The sequence below is a fragment of the Natronotalea proteinilytica genome (genome assembly GCF_055379935.1).
Genome location: NZ_AP043947.1, coordinates 1,413,637 through 1,433,728, shown reverse-complemented (window position 1 = coordinate 1,433,728; position 20,092 = coordinate 1,413,637). Strand labels below are relative to the sequence as shown.

The window sequence follows — 20,092 nt, the reverse complement described above, 5'->3', positions numbered from 1 at the left end:
TTTTAGCGAATTGTCACCCTTGACAGCTAAATAAAAAGCTAACCGTTCCAATGTCCGCTGCATCGAAGTTCACATCCGCTGCACGCTTCTCCCACTCGATGCGCATGGTATCATGTACATCTGATTCTGTACCAGTGGCGTCTTTGCTCCTGTTTGCCCGTACGCATTTAATGTTCACAGCAAATGCAACGCAGAGGCAACGCATATTCACTCTATCTTTACACAGCAAGTCGCAAAAGTGTCTTGGAAGCGCTTTTTTAGTCGATGCACACGCCTTCGACTTCTTTCCAAGCGATTCCCGCTTCATCATGAGTCTTCCCGATTCCGTAACCACCCACCTCCGTCGTCTGGGCCTGACAGAGGTGGGTGAGGTGTACTACAACCTGACCCCCCCTGAACTCTACGAGCATGCACTGGCACGCGATGAAGGATTCCTGGCCGATCAGGGGCCGCTCGTCACACGGACCGATCCGTACACGGGCCGGAGTCCGCACGATCGCTTTCTCGTACGCGATGCCTCTAACAAGGACACCATTAACTGGGGCGACGTAAACCGGCCTACCGACGCCGACACGTTCGATCATCTTCAAACACGCTTTGCCGATCACGCTCGTGGCAAAACACTGTTTGTACAAGATCTGCATGCCGGAGCCGATAGAGCATACAGCATGCCGGTACGCATCATCACCGAGAAAGCGTGGCATAGCCTCTTTGCGTACAATATGTTCGTGCGCCGCCCCGACCGAGGCGGAGAAGACTTCGAGCCGGGCTTTACCGTTCTCGATCTCTGCACGTTTAAGGCCAATCCGCAGCGCGACAATACAAACTCGGAAGCGGCTATTTTTGTAAGCATGGCCAAAGAGTTGGTGCTTATTGGAGGAACCCACTACGCCGGAGAAATTAAGAAGTCGATTTTCTCGGTGCTGAACTACATGCTTCCCGAGGAAGATGTACTTCCTATGCATTGCTCGGCTAACGAACGCGACGACGGTACTACCGCTGTGTTCTTTGGGCTTTCTGGTACCGGCAAAACAACCCTTTCGGCCGATGCCAACCGTACACTCATCGGTGACGATGAGCACGGATGGAGTACGGATGGCGTGTTCAATTTCGAGGGCGGGTGCTATGCCAAAATGATTGATCTATCGCCCACGGGCGAGCCGGAGATCTACAACACCACAAAACGCTTTGGCACCATCCTCGAAAACGTGATCGTAGACGAGGACACGCGTACTCCTGACTTTACGGACGACGCCATCACGAAAAATACGCGGGGGTCGTATCCCATCGACTATATCCCCAATGCGTCGGAGACGGGACAAGGGGGGCACCCCGATCACGTGATCTTCCTAACCTACGATGCGTTTGGCGTGCTGCCGCCTGTCTCTAAGCTAACTCCTGAACAGACGGCCTTTCACTTTCTATCGGGGTATACCGCAAAAGTGGCAGGGACGGAACGTGGAGTGAGCGCGCCTAAAGCCACATTCAGCACCTGCTTTGGAGAGCCGTTTATGGTGCGGCATCCGACCGAGTACGCCGAGTTGTTGCACGAAAAAATCGAGACGCACGGTGCCCAGTGCTGGCTCATCAACACCGGATTAACTGGCGGGCCGTACGGCACTGGAGAACGCATTGACCTGGCCCATACCCGTGCGATGGTCAATGCTATCCTTGAAAACCGTCTGGATGAGGTGCCCACCACCCCCGATCCGGTGTTTGGCATGCATGTCCCCACCGCTGTACCGGGCGTACCCAGCAAGGTATTACAGCCTCGCGAGACGTGGGACGACCCCGAAGCATTCGATGCGCAAGCCCGTAAGCTCGCAGATATGTTTGCCGACAACTTCGAAAAGTACGTCGATTACGTCGATCTGGACATGAATAACGCCTTGGCTCCAGCATAGCAAACCCGTTCAGATCCAAGGGGATATTACGGGTATTCCGACGGGAGGACGTGCGCAAGCAGGTCCTCCCGTTACGTGTTGGGGGCAGACTGCCTGTGGTGTAGACGTTCGAACCTCGTCTGTCGATCGCGTTCAAACCGTTCTTCTTTGGAAAGATACCGGCGCTCTTCAATCAAAAACTCTGCGTCGGTGATGCGTATTATGTTGTAGAGATTGGCCCCACGGTTCGATTTGCGTCCGCGACTGCTCGTAGCAGTGCCTGCACTGGCCACCACAAGGCGGTGCGGACCCGGTGCAATCTCAACAGGCTCCACATGCGAGATATGCAAATGGCCACAGAGCATCAGATCGATTTTCGCCTGCCCTGCCGCCTGAAGGATGCGCGGCGCGTCACGCACAATATCGTGCGCCCCTAGCTTCGAGAGCGTGGTGAAATGGTGATGTACTACCAAAATCCGGAAGGCCTGATCATGCCTTGCAAAAAACGACTGCATCGTGGCCAGTGCCTCTTCGGTAAGCCGTCCGCTCTTAATTGTCGCCCCATGCGCTGACGCAAGCCCCAGCATCGCGACATCAGAGGTTGTAACGGTGGGCGTAAGATCGTCGCTAACCAGTTGCTTGTACTTTGAGAGCGGATTCAGCAGGCGTCGCACAGGACGCCACCATGGGTGCACATCGTGATTGCCCGGGACCACCAGCGTAGGCGCATCGAAGCGCTGCATCATGGCCAGCGCAGCCTGAAATTCGCCAGTGCGTGCCCGCTGTGTCAAATCGCCACTCACCGCCACAATATCCACATCGTGCGCATTGATGTCATCAATCAGGGCCGGTACTACATCGGCATGAGCAATTTTGCCAAAGTGGATATCCGAGCAATGAGCAATGGTATACGACACGGAAGACATACGCAGATCGTGTACAAAGCAATTGATAGATGCATCGGCATAGTCAGACGGTGACAGCCAGCTACGGTTCAGTACCACAGAACAACACTGCTACAGCGTACTTTCACTCATAGACATCCATAAAACTAGCCGAGTGCCCTGTCACACCTGAATGTTATGGTCCAACATTGTCATCGCGAGGAGGGAGCTTGCGACCGACGTGGCGCTGTGAGCGCTAGCGAACGAGTACTCTGGGGTGCGATCTCATGCCGTTGATTGGGCAGCTGTATCCGGCCTGATAGCATGAGATTGCGCCGCTGCGCTCGCAATGACAAGGGTGTGAGTTTTTCTCGGTACGTTAGAGGGTATATATGTTCACTAAAGACTGACTTGTGACACCACACTATACCAACACCCATGGATACGCTTACGTGGAGCGACTTTGAGCAGGTCGATATGCGGGTAGGCACTATTGTGGATGTGCAAGACTTCCCAGAAGCCCACACGCCAGCCTATAAACTGACCATCAATTTTGGACCTGAGGTTGGTACGCTACGATCCAGCGCACAGATCACGGATTTGTATACGAAAGACGACCTGCAAGGTAAACAGATTATTGGGGTGGTTAACTTTCCCCCAAAGCAGATTGGGCCCATGATGTCAGAGTGCCTCGTCACGGGGTTTCACCGTTCCAACGACGCCGTCGTCCTTGCTACTCCCGACGCCAACGTGCCCAACGGCACACGGTTGGTGTAGAGTATAGAGTGGAGGGCTCCATCATATGCTCGGATTCATAGACCGCAACCAGTTTAGGTCCTCCCCAATGATCAACTCGGTTTTGCGGGTATGATGCGTCGTAGACACCGTCAGCTCTTCTGATTCAAACTCATACTGGTCTACGAGCGCTTGCACATGATCAGAGTTGTCGTAGGTGAGTAAAACGGGACCGTTGGTTTCTGAAGCGATTTGAAAAAGACGTTCGTGATTTATATCTGAATGCTTATACAAACGTCCACCTGCTTTGGGATAAGGAGGGTCAAGAAAAAGCGCTGTATCTGAATCGCAATAGCTTGGAAGCACATCAAAGGCATCGCCAGAAATAAATGTAATGCGCTCACGAGCTTTTGCTATTGTTTCAATACGCTCTACCAGCGTCTTTGCATACCAGCGTGAACTCAAGCCTTGACCGTTTTCGCCCTTCTTAACCCATCCTGCGCCAGGTGCAGTGATACCTCCTCGGCTCACGCGGTTGTGTACAATCATTGCGAAAGCCCGAGCCCGCACTGACTCTTCCTTAGCTGCAATGGCTTCTTCAGCAGCAGATCGAGACATTTCAAAAGACCGAATACGGTCAAGAAGCCATTCAACCTCGTCGCTGAATATGGTTTTCCAGACAGCACTTACATTTGAATCTAGCTCAACAAGCACAATGTCTTCAACAATACGATGTGCCCACTCTTCAAAGGCAACCGCTAGCCCTGCATGTGCTCCCCCTGCAAACGGCTCAACAAACGTTGAGGGTTGTGTTTGCAGCACCCACTGTTTGACGTAAAAGTACCATCGCGATTTTCCGCCAGGATACCGAAACGGGCTATACAACGGGACTTTCGCTACATTGGGCAGCTTATACTCTACGTCTTCAAATAGTGTCTTAGGCATAATCACAATGTAAATATGGGGCCATCATCGCGATCCAGCTTTCGCTGAAGTGCAGCACGTATCTTCGAATCATCCTCTGGCGTTTCGAAATACTGCAGATCGGTCAACGTGTGTTTCACACGCGTATAGATAGTATCTACATTTATAAGATGGTACCGTTCACCTTCACGCACAAGGTCATAAATAAGCCAAGCCATATTGGCTTCGGGAGCGGGGGTCGGTGTCAGGTCTGGCATTGAATCGTAAAAGGGTTGCTGGACAACAACCGCTTGTTTCTTATTCAATTCGGCAAGCAGCGTACCCTTTGCATTGATTTGACGAAAAGGACGCTTGTGAGAAGAACGCCAATCTGGAGTTGGGTAATAGCCTCCCTGCTTCGAAACGTGTGCGCGCCAATTGTATTTGGTTTGCTCGGAATTCGCCATGTAGTGCTCAAATGGACGCCGACTGGACTTCTATAGCTCCAAAGGCGACGATTTCATCGTCTTCAAGCTGCGCAAGTACAAAGTCAACATTGCCAACAACATCCTCCTTTGCATCTCGCATCTGATACTCACGCAGAAGACAGTACGTTGCACCTTTCTCAAAGAAAAAAGCTGCACTATCTCTAATGATATTCCAGTCTTCCGTAAACCGCTGTGGACACGTTATGACGGCTTCCTCATCTTGATGCACGTTGCATGCACCAAGTGGATTATCTTTTTTGTCTTTTGTGCAGTACCGAGACTTGTTATTGAATGGGCAAAGCTTCCCTTCTCGATGCTCTACGGCCTCTTCCGACGTGTTACCAATGGGATACCCAAAAACTTCAACCAGCGGGTTATCAGTATGCATGGATTGTGGTGATGATTAGAAAAGCCAACAACCAACAAACGCCGCAGCCAGGCATCGCGCTCCGGCTACGGCGTTTCGCATCAATCGGAATGAAGCGAAGGACTTAGAGCAGCATCGTCATCGGTTCTTCGAGGTAGGTGCGCAGCGTATCCAGGAATTGCGCGCCCACAGCACCGTCAACGACGCGGTGGTCGCAGGAGAGCGTCACCTTCATCCGCTTGCCGGGCACGACCTCGCCGTCTTCGACCACCGGCTCATCACGAATGCCACCGATAGCCAGAATACAGGCGTTGGGCGGGTTCAGAATAGCCGTGAACTCTTCAATCCCAAACATGCCGAGATTGCTGGTGGTGAAGGTTGCACCTTCGTACTCCTCCGGCTGCAGTTCGCGGTCGCGAGCCTTTCGGGCAAGCGTCTTTGTCTCTTCAGCAATCTGTGCCAGCCCCTTCTGATCGGCATTGCGAATGACCGGCGTAATGAGTCCCTCGTCGATGGCCACAGCCACACCTACATGCACATCGTCGTACAGTCGGATTTCGCCCTCGTCGGCGTGATACGACGCGTTTACGTAGGGATGGTCTGCACACGCAAGCGCAGAGGCTTTCGTGATCAGATCGTTGTAGGAGATGCGCGGGCGGTCGTTTGCTTCGGCCAACTCGTTCAGCTCGGCACGTACCGCAGCAGCCTTCTCCATCGCCACATCAATGGTCAGGTAGAAGTGCGGAGCCGTGTACTTGCTCTGCGCCAATCGACGCGAGATGGCTTTACGCATCTGCGAGATTGGCTCGGTCTGGTAGTCCGTGTCGATCTTGACCGACTCGGCAGGCGCAGCAGCCGTGGGTTGCGTTGCGGGCTCGGGAGCGGGCGTTGGAGCTGCGTCGCGCTGCTCGATCGCGGCTTCTACATCACTCCGTACAACCCGTCCGTGCGGACCCGACCCGGATACATTGGCTAGGTTGACCTCGTGCTCCTGGGCGATGCGACGCGCTAAGGGCGATGCTTTGACGCGTTCGCCCTGCGCATCGGTAGGCGCAGGAACGGGCTCGGGCGTGCGCTCGACCAACTCACCATCACCCGTAGAAACAGGAGCAGACTCAGGAGTCGCTTCCGTGTCTGGCGCAGCGGAGTCCGTGTCATCGCTGGCCTTCGGCTCGTCAACCTCAGCGGATGGAGCCTCCGAAGCGCTGTCGTCGAGCAGATCCGAAATGTCTTCGCCCTCCTCGCCAATCACCGCAATAAGGTTGCCGATCGGTACGGCATCGCCCTCGTCAATGAGTTTGGCCAGCAACACGCCGTCGTCGAAAGCCTCCAGATCCATCGTTGCCTTGTCGGTTTCGACCTGTGCGAGAATGTCGCCAGCAGAAACCGTGTCGCCCTCATCCACGAGCCAGGCGGAAAGCACCCCTTCCTCCATGGTGTCGCTGAGTTTGGGCATTTCAATTTTGATAGCCATAAGTTGTGGTAGCTGTGAAGCGGGTGAATATCAACAATAACAGAGGGGCCGCGGCATTGCACCGCGAGGGCATTTACGCGTCGGCATAGAGCACTTGGCGGCAGGCTTCCACCGTTTCCTCGGCGCTGGGCATGTAGGCCTCGTACAGATTCGGCGCGTATGGAGACGGTGTATCCGCCGCGGTGACACGAGTTACTGGCGCATCCAGGTAGTCGAAGGCGCGCTCTTGTACTTGCTGCGACACCTCGCTGGCAAAGCTGGTAAACGGATTGCTTTCGTCAACGACCACAAGCCGGTTGGTTTTCACGACCGACTCTACAATCGTTTCGATGTCAAGCGGCTTGATAGTGCGCGGATCAATCACTTCGGCCTCGTAGCCTTGCTCAGCCAGTGCCTCTGCGGCTTGCATGGCAACCCAGTAGCTCTTGTTGTGCGCGACGATCGTAACATCGCTGCCAGTGCGCGCAACGCGGGCTTTACCAATGGGAATCGTATAGTCCTCCTCATCCGACACCTCTCCCTTCATGCCGTACATCAGCTCGCTTTCGAGAAAGAGAACCGGGTCGTCGTCGCGCACCGCGCTTTTGAGAAGCCCCTTTGCATCGTCGGGGTTTGAGACGGAGATGACCTTGAGTCCTGGAAAGTTGGCGTAGATCGCCTCGACCGAGTTGCTGTGCGTGGCCGCAAGCTGGCCCGCGGCACCGTTCGGCCCGCGAAATACGATGGGATTGCCAAACTGTCCGCCCGACATATAGCGGATGTTGGCTGCGTTGTTAACAACTTGATCAAACGCCACGAACGAGAAATTCCACGTCATAAACTCGATAATCGGACGCAGGCCGTTCATGGCAGCGCCAATGCCGAGTCCGGCAAACCCGAGTTCACTAATCGGGGTGTCGATAACACGCTCGGGGCCAAACTCATCGAGCATGCCCTTGCTTACTTTGTATGCGCCGTTGTACTCGGCCACTTCTTCGCCCATGAGAAAGACGCGTTCGTCGCGATGCATTTCTTCAGTCATTGCCGCGCGAATCGCTTCACGTAATTGCAGTTCAGCCATCAGGTTAGTTGGTCAATCGATAAATAAGAGTCGCGGAGGGTGCAGAGCGAGGTCCGTTACTTCAGGAAGCGGTAATCGTCCTGAGCATACACATGATCGTAAAGCTCGCTCTCGTCGGGGAAATCACTTTCATCAGCAAAGTCGATCGCATCGAGCACGGTTTGCTTGAGCTCTTCATCGATGGCGTCAAGCTCATCCGACGAGGCCAGTCCGTTTTCGGTGAGGTAGCGCTGCAAGCGCACAATGGCATCCTCGCTCTTGCGGTCGGCGAGCTCGCCTTCTTTGCGATACGCAGCCGGGTCGCTAATAGAATGGCCCTGGTAGCGATACGTGCGGATTTCGATGAGCGACGGCTGGCCGCTACGTGCCATCTCGGCGTGCTCTTCCACGGCCTTTTTCACACTGAACACGTCCATGCCACTGACCAGCGAAGAAGGCATATCGTACGACATGGCCTGCTTGAACAAGTCTGGCTCCGACGAGGCGCGTTCCACAGCGGTACCCATTGCGTACTGGTTGTTCTCGATAATCGTAACCAGCGGCAGATCGTAAAGCGAAGCGAGGTTCAACGCCTCATGAAACGCACCCTGATTCACGGCACCGTCGCCAAGAAAGCAGAGGCAGACGTTATCTTCGCCGCGATACTTATGTGCAAACGCGATTCCGGCTCCCAGCGGCACATGAGCGCCCACAATGCCGTGCCCGCCAAACAGGCGCTGTTCATTGTCAAAGAAGTGCATGGAGCCGCCTTTTCCGCGCGATGAACCCGTGCCCTTCCCAAACAACTCGGCCATAGCCGGTCCGGGCTCCATCCCCATAGCCAGCCCGATGCCGTGGTCACGATAGGCGGTAATGACCGAGTCTTCGCCCAAGCGAATGGCGTGTACAGACCCGGTGGATACCGCTTCCTGCCCGATGTACAGATGCAAGAACCCCGAGATTTTTTGCTGCTGATACATTTGTCGGCAGCGTTCCTCGAAGCGACGTTGCAGCGTCATGCTGCGAAACATTTCGACGAGTTCATCGGCATCCGCGTCGATGTCCTCGTGAGTGTAGGCGTCAGCCGGATACGTATTGAACGTATACTCTTCACTAAGCCCGCCCTCGGGGATGTCGATGGATTGCTCGGTCCAGGGGCCTTTCGGAGTGTCACTGGCCCCCCCATCACCGGTGGTTGATTCTTTGTCGGGGCTGCTCGATACCTCTTTGCTCGATGCCATAAGTTTTGTTTGTCTGCCAAAGGATGTACACAGCGGTGGTTTCCGCATCGAAAATGGTGGCGGAAATACCAGCCCTTTTAAGGAAGGCCACGGCACACGGTTTCAGCGTATCGCTTGAATCACCAGGCTCTCCCACTTATTTTCGTGCAGGTTCCAGCTTCGATGGATTTGTTTTTAGCACGGAACCGCTTTCGCTTTGTTGCTCGTTTAGCGAACATCCGAACGCGTCTATTTTCATTTGCTACCGGTTCGCTGTGTCTACGCTCGTCATCATTCCTACGTACAATGAAGCCGCTACCATTGGTACGGTGTTACAGCAGGTGATGGCGCAACCCGGAGGGCTACACGTACTGGTGGTTGATGACGGATCGCCCGATGGTACGGCCCAGCACGTTAAGCAACTCAAGCAGCAGCATCCCGATCGCGTGTTTCTGATGGAGCGCAGCGGCAAACAAGGCCTTGGGTCGGCCTACCGAGATGGATTCCGATATGCGCTTGAGCACGACTATACGTGCATCTGTGAAATGGATGCCGACCTGTCGCACGACCCCGACGACTTGCCGCGCCTCATCAAGCCGGTGGCTGCCGATCAAACCGATTTAGCGATCGGATCGCGCTATATCGACGGGGTACGCGTTATCGATTGGCCGCTTCCACGCCTGGTGTTGTCGTACGGTGCTGGAATGTATACGCGCGCCATCACCCGCATGCCGATCCAGGACGTGACCGCCGGCTTTAAGTGCTTCCATCGCCGCGTGCCTGCCTATCTTGACTTCGACCGGGTACGCTCTAATGGGTACGCATTTCAGGTGGAGATGCACTTTCGCACCTGGCGCGCCGGGTTCCGCATCCAGGAAATTCCGGTCATCTTTACCGAACGAAACGAGGGGCAGTCCAAGATGAGTAAGGCCATTGTGCGCGAGGCGGCCTGGAAAGTGTGGGAACTGCGCCTGCGCGACCTAATCGGACGGTTGTAGCGCAGCCTCTCTCTGTGTCCTCAACCAGGATACCCCTAAATCCCAGACGCAATAAGCAGTTCGATATCGCGGTAGGGCATCCCAAAGAGGGTGGCCAGGCTTTTCTTCGTAAGGTGTTGCCGGTACACATAGGTGCCGCTGCGAAGGCCCTCGTCGTTCCATAGCGCATCGTTGATCGCCCCCACCTCACCAATACGCAGCAGATAGGGCACGAGCACATGCGTGAGCGCATAGCTGGCCGTGCGGGCCACGTTCGACGGCATGTTGGGCACGCAGTAGTGGATAATGTCGTGCTCGCGGTAGGTGGGATTTGAGTGTGTGGTGGGGCGGCTCGTTTCAATGCACCCGCCCTGATCCATTACCGCATCTACGATTACACCACCTGGAGCCATGGTAGCAACCATATCTTCGGTTACCGTAAGAGGCGAGCGCTGGCCGTCCGACATCATCGCGCCAATCAGCACATCGGCAGAGCGCACCGCCTGGCGCAAGTACTGATCGCTTGCCATTGCTGTCGTGATGCGCCGGTCCAGGTAGTGCTCAAGGGAGCGCAACGCCCCCAACTCCTGATCGAGCACAATGACGTGTCCGCCATAGCCAAGGGCGGTGCGAGCGGCCCATTCGCCCACCACGCCGGCCCCCATGATAACGATTGTTGCAGGTGGCACACCCGAAATGCCCCCTAACATCACGCCTTTACCGCCCTCGTTGCTTTCGAGGTAGCGCCCCGCGACCTGAATGGCCATCGAGCCCGTGATTTCGTGCATCATGCGCACCAACGGAAACGTGCCATCGCGATCGCGGATGAACTCGAACCCAATGGCCGTCACGCGCAGGCGCTTCAGGTGATGTAGAAACTCGGGCGTGGTACCGCCCAGGTTCAGCGCCGAAATCAGCACCTGCTTCTCCTGCAGCAGGTCGAGTTCCTCATTGTTTGGGGGCCCCACTTTCACGATCAGATCGCTCCGTCCATACACGTCGCCGGCACTATCGAGCACCTGCCCCCCCACCTCGGCATACTCATCATCGCGAAAGTGCGCCTGTGCACCGGCTTGTTCTTCGATAAACACCTCGTGTCCATCGGCAACGAGCGCTGCAACGCCGCTGGGCGCCAGTGCTACGCGGCGCTCTTCGTTGGCGACCTCACGGGGAACGCCGATGCGCAATCGATCATCGGCATCGCGTTTTTGGAGCGGCTGCTCCATCGTCATGAGGCCATGCTCACGCGACAGGCTTTGTAACGACGATATTTCCATGTGTCGGAGGGGTAGACAGCTAAGCGAGAAGGCATACGAAAGGCAACGCTGTGTACATCAGCAGTACACATTAGCGGTACAACCTTGCAGTATACAAAGAAAAAAACCGAGTTGCATCCCTGCATTCAGCGAAGCGTTGCAAGGGCGCGGTATGTCTTCCATTACGAAGCGCCCACGCTCCACCGGTGCATAACGATACCCGCCGCCACGGCAGCGTTGAGCGATTCGGTGGCCCCACGATCATCGGCCCCACTGATCGACACCGGTTCATCGAGCGCGTTCAGAAGCGCCGGACTCAATCCGTGGGCTTCGCTCCCTATCACGAGCAACGATGGATGCACGGGGTGCCAGTATTGGACCGGTGTGCCTGCAAGGTCGGCCCCATAGCACGTAAACCCAGCCCGGCGCGCTTCTGTGATGGCATCGGGCAGAGCATCGTGGCGAGCCAGCGTCAGATCCCAATGTCCCCCCATCCCAGCGCGTAGCACAGCCGGATGGAAAAGCCCAGCCGTTCCCGGCCCCGCTATCACGGCATCCAGACCAAACCACGCTGCTGTGCGGATGAGCGTACCTACATTGCCCGGATCTTGCACGCCATCAAGGACGAGCGCCGTGCGCGCCTCGGTCCACACCGTATCTGCAGACAACGGCGGGATGCGCACGGTCGCCAGCACGCCTTGTACGGTTGCTACCGGAGCCACCGCGTTCAATGCATCGGGCTCGGCGCTGTAGCGCGTAACATCCGGATATGGTTCTAACAACTGCTGCAAGTCGGGGCGCGCCCACTCATCGGGCGTAGCCACAACGTAAGCCAACTCTGCGCCCCCCTGCACTGCCGATTCCACCGAGCGCCATCCCGTGAGCACGCTAAGCCCCGCCCGCGTCCGATTTCGACGGTGCTGCAGCCGTTTAATGGTGGAAGCCGCACGATTTGAAAGCGGTTGAGGGGCATCAGACATAAGCAAAAAAGAATACAAGCAAAGAATGATCAGCAGCGGCCCGTTAGAGTAGCACCCGTGTTTCATCTCCCGTATGTTGGAGACACGCACGTGCGTCGCAGTGGCGGACGGCGTTCACTACAACGACTCACCAACAGCTTCTGTCCGTATGCCGTTCAAATTTGATGTGCACGACCCGTCTGTATATCGCGAGCCGGCGCCCCTCGATCAGGATACGCCCTTTCAGTCGATGATGGATCGCTTCGACGTGGCTGCCGAGATCCTCGAACTCAACCCTGGATTTTACGACTACTTGTGCCGCCCGGCCAAGGTGCACATCACCTCGGTACCCGTGGTGATGGATACCGGCCACATCGAGGTGTTTAAGGGCATTCGGGTGATCCACAATAACGTGCTGGGTCCCAGCAAGGGCGGCATTCGGTATGCGCCCGATGTAACGCTTGACGAAGTGAAGGCGCTGGCCGCCTGGATGACCTGGAAGTGTGCGGTGGTGGATGTACCCTTCGGCGGTGCCAAAGGCGGGGTCGTGTGCAATCCAAAGGATATGAGCCCGGGCGAATTGGAACGCCTTACGCGCCGCTATACATCGGATATGTTCAACGTGTTTGGCCCCGACCGCGACATCCCCGCGCCCGACATGAACACAAACGAGCAGATCATGGCGTGGATACTCGACACGTATTCAATGCATGCACGCCGCACGGAGAACGCCGTCGTTACGGGGAAGCCGGTCTCGCTAGGTGGCTCAAAAGGACGGCACGAAGCTACTGGACGCGGTGTAATGATTGTTACGCTGGCAGCGCTCGACGAAATGGGGCGGGATCCAAACACCTGTCGGGTTGCTGTACAGGGCTTTGGTAACGTAGGCGCTGTAGCCGCTGAACTCCTGGCCGAGCAGGGCTGCACCGTAGTCGCGGTGAGCGATGTAAGCGGTGGATACTACAATGCCGACGGCCTCGACCTGCAGGCGGCTCAGGCGTACACCAAGGCCCATGGGGGCTCGCTGGAAGGGTTTACCGAGGCCACTCCCATTAGCAACGAAGAACTCCTTACGCTGGATGTAGACGTGTTGGTGCCTGCTGCTAAAGAAGACCAGATCACCAAGTCCATAGCTCACGACCTGCAAGCTGAGCTTGTCGTTGAGGGCGCCAACGGACCAACCGTGCCTGCTGCCGATGACATTCTGAACGAAAAGGGCGTGCTCGTCATTCCCGACATTTTGGCCAATGCAGGTGGGGTCACGGTCTCTTACTTCGAGTGGGTACAAAACCGGCAGGGCTACTTCTGGTCGCTAGAGCGCGTGAATCGGCGGCTCGACCGCGTGATGACCGAGGCGTTTGACCGGGTGTACGAAACCGCCGAGGAGCACGACACCTCGCTCCGCATCGGCGCATACGTGATGTCGGTGCGCAAAGTGGCCGAGGCATTGCGCTTGCGTGGGATTTATGCGTAGTGCGCTTGTCAAGGGAATGGTTGAACGGGAACGTCTCCATGCCCCGCGATCTCCGACGAGCAGATGGCCCGGCCCCAACAAAACACCTGTCATGGATGACCGCCCGTGAAAGCCATAGCCGGGGATCGCTTGCATCCCCGGCGATCTGTGGCATATCGCTAAACACGTACAGAGCATCGCGACGAGGTCGCGGGAGGGCGCCCTGCACGCACCGGACATGGCGAGCCTGTAGGAATGGCGCTGCGACCTTTCCGCATAGTGCTATGTCACACCTGAATGTTATGGTCCAAATTGTCATCGCGAGAAGGGAGCTCTGCGACTGACGCGGCACTCCTCACAATGACATAATCAAAGATACTTTTGTGGGTCTACTTAATCCGGTTAAGGGGAGCGCGGGGGTGTATTCATTGGCTCCGGCATGGAGATATCTGACGGAGCACTTGGAAAGACAAACCGAATGGTCATTTGCACACGAACGGGCTCGCTCTGCTTTGTACCCGGCACCCAATCGACCGCGTAAATTGCATTTACTACATCTTGGTTGAGTCCATGCGACCCAAGTTGGATCAGCTCGTGCTTCGTCACGGTGCTATCCGGACTTATAACAAAGCGAATGACCACGTGCCCTGAATCACCAGAATCCCGATGCTGATCGGGGGTTCTAAATTGATCATACAGCGCATCGATTCCTCCAATAACACGAGGAGAAGTGTGTGTATCATCAAAGTCCTATGGCAAGAAGCGTGCAGAATAGAGTGATACGCATGGATGTAGTGGAATGGTTGGAATGTGTTTATATTTGATGTCATACCAATACTGCAATGCTCTAACCGGATTTGGCATAACTCGCCACGGGGGCGCTACATGATAGAAAAAGACACGGGCAACTCAAGATTGGCATAAACCGGATCGTCGTTATGCACGCCCGGCTCCCAGTCCAGGGCATGAACGACGCGCATTGCCTCGGCATCAAGTGTTCTTGTTGCTGAATTGACAACCTCTGGTTCGTAAATGGTGCCGTCAGGTCCCACAACAAACTGGACAACCACGCGTCCGACCTCCCCACGTCTGCGGGCTCCTTGTGGATAGGTTACTTCCTCGTACAGCGTTTGCATGCCCCCTACAGGCTCTGGCGCACTGTGTATCTCATCTGCATCGAGCACGTTAACATCGTCTGGAAGGGAAGACGCTGATTCTTCCATCCCTTCGTGGATGGTATTCGTAGAGGAAGTCGAGGTGCAGGCACTCACGAAGACTATGCTACCAACGAGCAGGCAAATCGTAAAAAAAGCGGAGGCAGGCGTTGGGGAAAACGATTTCATTGCGTTGTACTGGAAAATATCATCGAATGAGACAGGCCATCGTAGATGAGACCGCTGTATACTGATAAGAGACATTGCACATCCACAAGTGAACATGCCCTAAGGTATACAACAGGAATGTTTTCCGCAAGTAACGGCTGGCAATCGGTTCAGCGCAGGACGGCGTTCGTGCATACCGTGATGTTGTTGTGAGGGGTGATGCAGCAGGTAACTTGATGGAACGTGTCGGGATATGAATACATCACGCATCCTTTCAACCAACACGCTATGCATTATGGAACGCGCAACCCTGGGCGGCGGCGGCTTTTGGTGTCTCGAAGCGGCGTATCAACACGTAGATGGGGTGGCTTCGCTCGTGTCAGACTCCACCCCTGCTATACGCAGTTGCTCCGCTCAAGATGACAACATTAAAACGGAGCGCATTACAACCCGGAGTTTGACCTGTGACAGAGCACTACCACAGCACTGGGGCCCCTCGATATCGCGACGCAGGCAGGACACTCCAGCGTTCTCAAACCGTCAACCACGTCAGGGCGTTACGTCGGACGCAGAGCGTCCATTCGTCCGTCGCGACGCAGAGGGGCTGAAGGTCATGCCGGTTGTACATCGCGACGAGGTCGCGGGAGGGCGCCCTGCACGCACCGGACATGGCGAGCCTGTAGGAATGGCGCTGCGCTCGCAATGACAAGATTGTGAGTTATTCTCGGTACGTTAGAGGGTACATGTGTTACCCAACCCTTGACCTGTGACACACCACTATGCCGCCATCGGGGCGCGCTGCTCCATGAGCACATCGAGGATCTGTAGCGCAGCCTCAGCGATGACGGTACCCGGACCAAAGACGCCGGCGACGCCTCGTTCATAGAGAAAGTCGTAGTCGGCATGGGGGATGACGCCGCCAACAATCACGAGAATATCGTCGCGTCCGTAGTCGTGGAGCGCCTCGATAACCTGCGGCACAAGCGTTTTGTGTCCGCCCGCCAGACTCGACACACCCAGCACATGCACATCGTTTTCGACCGCCTGACGTGCCGCTTCTTCCGGCGTCTGGAAGAGCGGACCGATGTCCACGTCGAAGCCGAGATCGGCAAACGAGGTGGCGATGACCTTGGCGCCGCGGTCGTGTCCATCTTGGCCCATTTTGGCTACGAGGATGCGCGGGCGGCGCCCAGTGGCATCGGCGAAGGCATCGGCACGGTCCTGGGCTTGCTGAAAGGCACTGCTGGTCTGCGCTTCGGATGCGTACACGCCGCTGACGGCCTGTGAGGTAGCGGTGTGGCGTCCGTAGACGTCTTCGAGCGCCTGCGAGATCTCGCCGAGGGTGGCGCGAGCACGGGCGGCATCAACGGCACGATCCAGCAGATTGCCGGTGCCCGTCTCCGCGGTATCGCGCAGCGCGTTGAGCGCACGTCGCACCGCGACATCGTCGCGCACCTCCTTCAATTCGGACAGCCGTTGTAGCTGCTGACGCCGCACGGCCTCGTTGTCGACCTCCAGGGTGTCGATGGGCTCCTCGGTATCCCGCTGAAACCGGTTGACACCCACCACCACGTCGCGTCCGGTGTCGATGCGTCCTTGCTTGCGGGCGGCGGCCTCCTCGATACGCAGCTTCGGCAGGCCCTGCTCAATGGCCTGCGTCATGCCGCCCTCGTTCTCGACCTCCTGAATGAGCGCCCACGCCCGCTCGGCCAGGTCGGCGGTGAGGCGCTCCACGTAGTACGAGCCGCCCCACGGGTCAATGGCGCGCGTGATGTCGGTCTCCTCTTGCAGGTAGAGCTGTGTGTTACGGGCGATGCGGGCGGCAAACGCGCTGGGCAGGGCAATGGCCTCGTCGAGCGCGTTGGTGTGCAGCGACTGTGTGCCGCCCAGCGCCGCAGCCAGCGCCTCGATCGTGGTGCGCATCACGTTGTTGAACGGATCCTGCTCGGCCAGGCTGTAGCCGGAGGTCTGACAGTGCGTGCGGAGCGCCATCGACTTCTCGTTCTCCGGACCAAACTGCTGCACGAGCTGCGCCCACAGCAGGCGTCCGGCGCGCATCTTGGCGATCTCCATGAAGTGGTTCATCCCAATCGCCCAGAAGAACGACACCCGCGGCGCAAACGCGTCGATGTCGAGTCCGGCGTCGAGCCCCGTGCGCAGATATTCCAGTCCGTCGGCGAGGGTGTAGGCCAGCTCCAGGTCAGCAGGGGCACCCGCCTCATGCATGTGGTACCCGCTCACCGAAATCGCGTTGAAGCGTGGCATGTGTTCGGAGCAGTAGGCGAAAATATCGCCCACAATGTTCATGGACGGCTTGGGCGGGTAGATGTACGTATTCCGCACCATGAACTCCTTCAGGATGTCGTTCTGGATGGTGCCTGCCAGCTGCTCCGCATCCACGCCCTGCTCCTCGGCGGCCACGATGTAGAACGCCATCACCGGCAGCACCGCGCCGTTCATCGTCATCGACACCGACATCTCATCCAGCGGGATGCCCCGAAAGAGCACCTTCATGTCCTCAACGCTGTCGATGGCCACGCCAGCCTTGCCCACATCGCCACGCACGCGATCGTGGTCGGAGTCGTAGCCGCGGTGGGTGGCCAGGTCGAAGGCCACGCTCAGCCCCTTCTGGCCGGATGCGAGGGCTTCGCGGTAAAACTGGTTGGATTCCTCGGCTGTCGAAAAGCCCGCGTACTGCCGGATGGTCCACGGACGAAAGGTATACATGGAGGCGTACGGCCCGCGCAGATACGGCGGGATGCCAGCGGCATAGTCCAGGTGCTCTACATCCGCCACATCCGATGCCTCGTAGGCCGGGTGCACATCGATTTGTTCGGGAGCCGTCCAGGGTGCGGGGGCATCGTTAGACGGAGCAGGCTCGGGCGGGGTGTAGGCACGCTGGGTAAAATCGGGGCGCATAGCAGGTTGGATTGAGACAAGTGAGACGTCCACTGGAATCGCTTCCTATACCGACGACCCGGGCAAACGTGCCGCAAGTACAACAGCTTCCCCAGACGGGAACCAGTCCTGCCACCTTCACCGTTCGCGATGGCGAGATCGCTCTTGGCCAGGTGCGGGGAGGGACCTCTTCGGTGGTGGACTACTGGAACGTAACCCTACCCAGCGGCACCCCCATTGGGCGTTTTGTAGGCGGATCCTCCAGCGATCGCCGCTACTACCACACCGACCACTTAGGCTCCACCCGTGCGGTGACCGAGCGGGCAGGTCGTCGAGCGCCGCGACCACTACCCCTTTATTCCGCTTCGCTCCATCCGTCGCCTGCGGCTCGGGTGGACTCCAAATGCCCGGCCGCACCCTCGCGCAGGGGCCCCGGGCCGACGAGGACTACACCGGCCACGCCTGTGCTGAACTTGATTCAGTAAGCTCGACGCGGAGACCGGCATGCACTACGCCGGCGCCCGCTTCTACATGTCCGCAATCGGGCGGTGGGGCGTGACCGATCCGCTGGCAGATGACTTTCCGGCCTGGAGTCCGTATAATTATGTGCAGAATAACCCGATTGGAGCGTTCGATCCAGATGGACTTGCGCCCGTGGAGTGTCCTCCGCACTGTGGAACGAATGCGCAAGTCCGAGGGGGTTGGTCTCAAAATCCGTCGGCCGTAACTGATCACTATTCGACGCAGGCACAAAACCAACGTCTCGATGGGCCGACCGCGAGCGACAGGACGGCCGGTGAGATCGCGGTCGGGTTTGTGCCAGGGCTGGGCGAAGCAGCTGATGCCTATGAATTGATAACGGGTCAAACCTGGACCGGTCAGGAAGGCAGCCGTGGCGCAGCAGCGCTCGGTCTTGCAATTCCAATCGCGGGTTCAGGGGCACTGAAAGGGTCTAAAAATATCATCGGTGATATTGTCGGGGGGCTGCTTCGACGTAACACTGAAATAGTGAACTCGGCGTCCAGCCTTGACGAGTTGAGAGGATACGCGACGAGTGTAAGTGTATTACAAGAAGGGGCGCACGAACAGATTACCCTGGATGCAGGATCTGCACGTGGGATCGCACGGAGTCTGTTTGGCTCTCTTGAAAGGTCTGCCGATGGCAAAGCTTGGAGCCCTTCTGGCTCACTTCCAGAGGATGTGTCCAGTGTGAGCGTGTACGACGGTTCCAATACTACTGGCGGACCGAGCTTGAAAATACAGTATGAAGATCGACAAGTAGTCGTGCGCACCCCAGAACTCTAAGCATCACGTAGCCAAAAGGCGATGACCAAATTACCTGAACGCGACTACATAAAAGAGTTTAAGGTTCAGAATGCTGACTACAACTCAGCGATCGAAGAAAAACATCGGCACGTTTTCCAGCTTCCTGATGATCCTACTCGGTGGTCACCCGACTGGACGCTCTTTCCAGGTCCTATTTTCCAGCCCCATATTCGTGCACTATTCGATCATTCCCGCATTCTCGGATTTCGTGCTGGATTCGAAGACTTCAGGCAGTTTTTAGTAGAAGCTGGTGAGTCGGACTTTATCTGCTTTCTTCTCCCCTCTCAGAGTGATCCAGCTCGTATTTACCAGTTCCCAACGTCAATTGATTGGGACACATACGCCAGCGGCGGGCCATCGTCAATGGTTCATCTGCACGGCGGGCAGGCCAACCATGTGTTTGGAGACAGTGGGGGGTGGGGAGCGTACTACATTGAACCGTGGCTGTCTTGGGTCTGGGGATTTCACACTGAGGAGACGTTGAACGCCTTTCGAAAGGTCTTTGAGAAGGAGGAAGACACGAAGACCCTCGCCGAGGAGTGTCTAAACGAGCTTCCGCAGACTAAGCACTGGAGGTCTGAATACGAGAACTTCGTCGATAGATATATGTCTCTCCCGAACCCATGAAGCACTGGTACCAAATGGCCACCAATTTGGCACCGCTGACCCTGTTCTACATCTACCAGGACGTTCCTACTGAGACCTTGCAGGCGTATGCTGACTTGTACACAGGTGAGGCCGGGCGGTGGTACCAGCAGGTCCGCAGCGATGCCGAGGCGTATGCCGAAGAACAAGCCGCCGAACGGCTGGTCACACGCGTCCGGCAGGCCGTTGAGGCCCGGGACGAAGAATGAAGGGCATCCCGTAGGCCGCATCTCGTAAACCGGATCCAGCAAATAAGTAGCGAA

General features: G+C 56.7%; 19 protein-coding genes and 2 pseudogenes. 9 read left to right on the top strand and 12 right to left on the bottom strand.

Annotated elements, in window-relative coordinates:
• Window positions 1-308 precede the first annotated feature (308 nt).
• Window positions 309-1,904, top strand: a complete 1,596-nt coding sequence (pckA, locus tag ACZ5AL_RS05900; protein WP_464512813.1) for a phosphoenolpyruvate carboxykinase (ATP) — start codon at window positions 309-311, stop codon at window positions 1,902-1,904.
• A 71-nt stretch (window positions 1,905-1,975) separates the two neighbouring features.
• Here the strand turns inward: pckA and ACZ5AL_RS05895 are convergent, their stop codons facing one another.
• A complete protein-coding gene (locus tag ACZ5AL_RS05895; RefSeq protein ID WP_464512812.1) occupies window positions 1,976-2,809 on the bottom strand; it encodes a metallophosphoesterase family protein in 834 nt (277 codons plus the stop codon).
• Window positions 2,810-3,205: 396 nt separating this feature from the next.
• On the opposite strand from ACZ5AL_RS05895, the gene ACZ5AL_RS05890 reads away from it, so the two are divergent.
• Entirely contained in the window at window positions 3,206-3,544 is a 339-nt protein-coding gene (locus ACZ5AL_RS05890; RefSeq protein ID WP_464512810.1) for a tRNA-binding protein, read from the top strand.
• 21 nt (window positions 3,545-3,565) lie between these two features.
• Here the strand turns inward: ACZ5AL_RS05890 and ACZ5AL_RS05885 are convergent, their stop codons facing one another.
• The 6 genes from ACZ5AL_RS05885 to pdhA all read right to left on the bottom strand — a co-directional run bounded on the left by ACZ5AL_RS05885 (window position 3,566) and on the right by pdhA (window position 9,014).
• Complete coding sequence (locus tag ACZ5AL_RS05885; RefSeq protein WP_464512809.1) at window positions 3,566-4,447, bottom strand: DNA adenine methylase; 882 nt, start codon at window positions 4,445-4,447, stop codon at window positions 3,566-3,568.
• Between the two features lie 2 nt (window positions 4,448-4,449).
• On the bottom strand, window positions 4,450-4,872 hold the full coding sequence (locus tag ACZ5AL_RS05880; protein ID WP_464512808.1) for a NotI family restriction endonuclease: 423 nt from the start codon (window positions 4,870-4,872) through the stop codon (window positions 4,450-4,452).
• A 7-nt stretch (window positions 4,873-4,879) separates the two neighbouring features.
• Window positions 4,880-5,281, bottom strand: a complete 402-nt coding sequence (locus ACZ5AL_RS05875; protein ID WP_464512806.1) for a NotI family restriction endonuclease — start codon at window positions 5,279-5,281, stop codon at window positions 4,880-4,882.
• Between the two features lie 103 nt (window positions 5,282-5,384).
• The gene (locus ACZ5AL_RS05870) at window positions 5,385-6,734 is read right to left on the bottom strand and encodes a pyruvate dehydrogenase complex dihydrolipoamide acetyltransferase (RefSeq protein WP_464512805.1); all 1,350 of its coding nucleotides are present in this window, start codon (window positions 6,732-6,734) and stop codon (window positions 5,385-5,387) included.
• Window positions 6,735-6,807: 73 nt separating this feature from the next.
• On the bottom strand, window positions 6,808-7,794 hold the full coding sequence (locus tag ACZ5AL_RS05865) for a pyruvate dehydrogenase complex E1 component subunit beta (protein ID WP_464512804.1): 987 nt from the start codon (window positions 7,792-7,794) through the stop codon (window positions 6,808-6,810).
• A gap of 56 nt (window positions 7,795-7,850) precedes the next feature.
• Window positions 7,851-9,014 carry a pyruvate dehydrogenase (acetyl-transferring) E1 component subunit alpha gene (gene pdhA / locus ACZ5AL_RS05860; protein ID WP_464512802.1) on the bottom strand — a complete coding sequence of 388 codons (1,164 nt, stop codon included), beginning with the start codon at window positions 9,012-9,014 and terminating at the stop codon, window positions 7,851-7,853.
• 254 nt (window positions 9,015-9,268) lie between these two features.
• Between pdhA and ACZ5AL_RS05855 the strand changes: the two genes are divergently transcribed.
• Window positions 9,269-9,991: a polyprenol monophosphomannose synthase gene (locus tag ACZ5AL_RS05855; protein WP_464512801.1), complete on the top strand. Its 723-nt coding sequence runs from the start codon at window positions 9,269-9,271 to the stop codon at window positions 9,989-9,991.
• 35 nt (window positions 9,992-10,026) lie between these two features.
• On the opposite strand, the gene ACZ5AL_RS05850 is transcribed toward ACZ5AL_RS05855, so the two are convergent.
• Together ACZ5AL_RS05850 and ACZ5AL_RS05845 are read right to left on the bottom strand one after the other, a co-directional pair.
• Window positions 10,027-11,247 (bottom strand): alanine dehydrogenase, encoded by a 1,221-nt coding sequence (locus ACZ5AL_RS05850; protein WP_464512800.1) that lies wholly within the window; start codon window positions 11,245-11,247, stop codon window positions 10,027-10,029.
• Between the two features lie 161 nt (window positions 11,248-11,408).
• On the bottom strand, window positions 11,409-12,206 hold the full coding sequence (locus tag ACZ5AL_RS05845) for a TrmH family RNA methyltransferase (protein WP_464512798.1): 798 nt from the start codon (window positions 12,204-12,206) through the stop codon (window positions 11,409-11,411).
• 148 nt (window positions 12,207-12,354) lie between these two features.
• Here ACZ5AL_RS05845 and ACZ5AL_RS05840 point away from each other — a divergent pair, with 148 nt between their 5' ends.
• Window positions 12,355-13,659: a Glu/Leu/Phe/Val family dehydrogenase gene (locus ACZ5AL_RS05840; RefSeq protein ID WP_464512797.1), complete on the top strand. Its 1,305-nt coding sequence runs from the start codon at window positions 12,355-12,357 to the stop codon at window positions 13,657-13,659.
• A 381-nt stretch (window positions 13,660-14,040) separates the two neighbouring features.
• Here ACZ5AL_RS05840 and ACZ5AL_RS05835 read toward each other — a convergent pair whose 3' ends face one another.
• Together ACZ5AL_RS05835 and ACZ5AL_RS05830 are read right to left on the bottom strand one after the other, a co-directional pair.
• Window positions 14,041-14,337, bottom strand: coding sequence for an energy transducer TonB (locus tag ACZ5AL_RS05835; protein ID WP_464513275.1), 297 nt, complete (start codon window positions 14,335-14,337; stop codon window positions 14,041-14,043).
• A 182-nt stretch (window positions 14,338-14,519) separates the two neighbouring features.
• Complete coding sequence (locus ACZ5AL_RS05830) at window positions 14,520-14,981, bottom strand: TonB family protein (RefSeq protein WP_464512796.1); 462 nt, start codon at window positions 14,979-14,981, stop codon at window positions 14,520-14,522.
• A gap of 274 nt (window positions 14,982-15,255) precedes the next feature.
• Between ACZ5AL_RS05830 and ACZ5AL_RS05825 the strand changes: the two are divergent.
• Window positions 15,256-15,342, top strand: a pseudogene (locus tag ACZ5AL_RS05825) (peptide-methionine (S)-S-oxide reductase); the annotation flags it as partial.
• 395 nt (window positions 15,343-15,737) lie between these two features.
• On the opposite strand, the gene scpA reads toward ACZ5AL_RS05825, so the two are convergent.
• Entirely contained in the window at window positions 15,738-17,879 is a 2,142-nt protein-coding gene (gene scpA, locus ACZ5AL_RS05820) for a methylmalonyl-CoA mutase (RefSeq protein ID WP_464512794.1), read from the bottom strand.
• A gap of 68 nt (window positions 17,880-17,947) precedes the next feature.
• Between scpA and ACZ5AL_RS05815 the strand changes: the two genes are divergently transcribed.
• The 4 genes and pseudogenes from ACZ5AL_RS05815 to ACZ5AL_RS05800 all read left to right on the top strand — a co-directional run bounded on the left by ACZ5AL_RS05815 (window position 17,948) and on the right by ACZ5AL_RS05800 (window position 20,038).
• A complete protein-coding gene (locus ACZ5AL_RS05815; RefSeq protein ID WP_464512793.1) occupies window positions 17,948-18,343 on the top strand; it encodes a hypothetical protein in 396 nt (131 codons plus the stop codon).
• Between the two features lie 13 nt (window positions 18,344-18,356).
• Window positions 18,357-19,163, top strand: a pseudogene (locus tag ACZ5AL_RS05810) (RHS repeat-associated core domain-containing protein); the annotation flags it as partial.
• A 21-nt stretch (window positions 19,164-19,184) separates the two neighbouring features.
• The gene (locus ACZ5AL_RS05805; RefSeq protein WP_464512792.1) at window positions 19,185-19,811 is read left to right on the top strand and encodes a hypothetical protein; all 627 of its coding nucleotides are present in this window, start codon (window positions 19,185-19,187) and stop codon (window positions 19,809-19,811) included.
• Window positions 19,808-20,038, top strand: a complete 231-nt coding sequence (locus ACZ5AL_RS05800) for a hypothetical protein (protein ID WP_464512790.1) — start codon at window positions 19,808-19,810, stop codon at window positions 20,036-20,038. The genes ACZ5AL_RS05805 and ACZ5AL_RS05800 overlap by 4 nt, the downstream gene beginning before the upstream one ends.
• The last annotated feature ends 54 nt before the right edge of the window (window positions 20,039-20,092 follow it).